Annotated in this window: 1 protein-coding gene; it reads left to right on the top strand. The window is 64.3% G+C overall.

What is annotated here, in order from left to right; all coding sequences use genetic code 11:
- Positions 1 to 1,399, top strand: a 1,399-nt coding sequence (qcrB, locus tag ACZ7CF_RS42170) for a cytochrome bc1 complex cytochrome b subunit (RefSeq protein WP_470372566.1), incomplete at both ends; no start/stop codon positions are given.

Below are 1,399 nucleotides of genomic sequence, written 5' to 3'. Positions count from 1 at the left end.
TGAACAAGGTGTTCCCGACGCACTGGTCGTTCCTGCTCGGTGAGATCGCCCTGTACAGCTTCATCGTGTTGTTGTTGTCGGGTACGTACCTGGCGTTGTTCTTCGACCCGTCGATGACGGAGGTCACCTACAACGGGGCGTTCGAGAACCTGCGGGGGATCGAGATGTCGCGGGCGTTCGCGTCCACGCTGGACATCTCGTTCGAGACCCGTGGCGGGTTGTTCGTGCGTCAGGTGCACCACTGGGCTGCGTTGCTGTTCATGGCGGCGATCGTGGTGCACATGTTCCGGATCTTCTTCACCGGTGCGTTCCGCAAGCCGCGTGAGATCAACTGGGTCATCGGCATCGTGTTGTTCATGCTCGGTGCGATCGAGGGCTTCCTGGGCTACTCGCTGCCCGACGACCTGCTCTCGGGCACCGGTCTGCGGGTGATGGCGGCGCTGCTGATCTCGTTCCCGGTGATCGGCACCTGGCTGAACTGGTTGATGTTCGGCGGTGAGTTCCCGGGCACGGACATCATCCCGTTGCTCTACACCGCGCACATCCTGCTCATCCCGGCGATCATCCTGGGGTTGATCGGCGCGCACCTGGGTCTGGTGTGGTACCAGAAGCACACCCAGTTCCCCGGTGTGGGCCGCAAGGAGACCAACGTCGTCGGTGTGCGGATCATGCCGGTGTTCGCGGCGAAGGGCGGCGGGTTCTTCGCCGTCGTCGTGGGTGTCATCGCGATCATGGGCGGGGTGTTCCAGATCAACCCGATCTGGAACATCGGCCCGTACAACCCCGCGCAGGTCTCGGCGGGCTCGCAGCCGGACTGGTACATGGGCTGGACCGACGGCCTGGTGCGCATCTGGCCGGCGTGGGAGTTCTACCTGGGCAACTACACGATCCCGGCGCCGTTCCTGCCGTTCATCCTGGGGTTGCCGCTGCTGACCGGGATCGCGGCGGTGTACCCGTGGATCGAACGGCGGATGACCAAGGACTACGCGCACCACAACCTGCTGCAGCGCCCGCGTGACGTTCCCGTCCGCACGGCGCTGGGGTGGATGGCGATCACGTACTTCATGGTGTTGCTGCTGATGGGCGCGAACGACATCTTCGCCTACCAGTTCGACATCTCGTTGAACCTGACGACGTGGATGGGCCGCATCGGCATGCTGGTCCTGCCGCCGATCGCGTACTTCATCGCCTACCGCACCTGCATCGGGTTGCAGCGGGCGGACCGTGAGGTGCTGGAGCACGGTGTGGAGACCGGCATCATCAAGCGGTTGCCGCACGGTGAGTTCATCGAGGTCCACCAGCCGCTGGGCCCGGTGGACGACCACGGCCACCCGATCCCCCTGGCCTATCAGGGTGCGTCGGTGCCGAAGAAGATGAACAAGCTCGGTTCGGCCGGGCA

Source organism: Lentzea sp. NPDC036955, from assembly GCF_055608005.1.
This window is presented reverse-complemented; position numbering and strand designations above follow the sequence as displayed.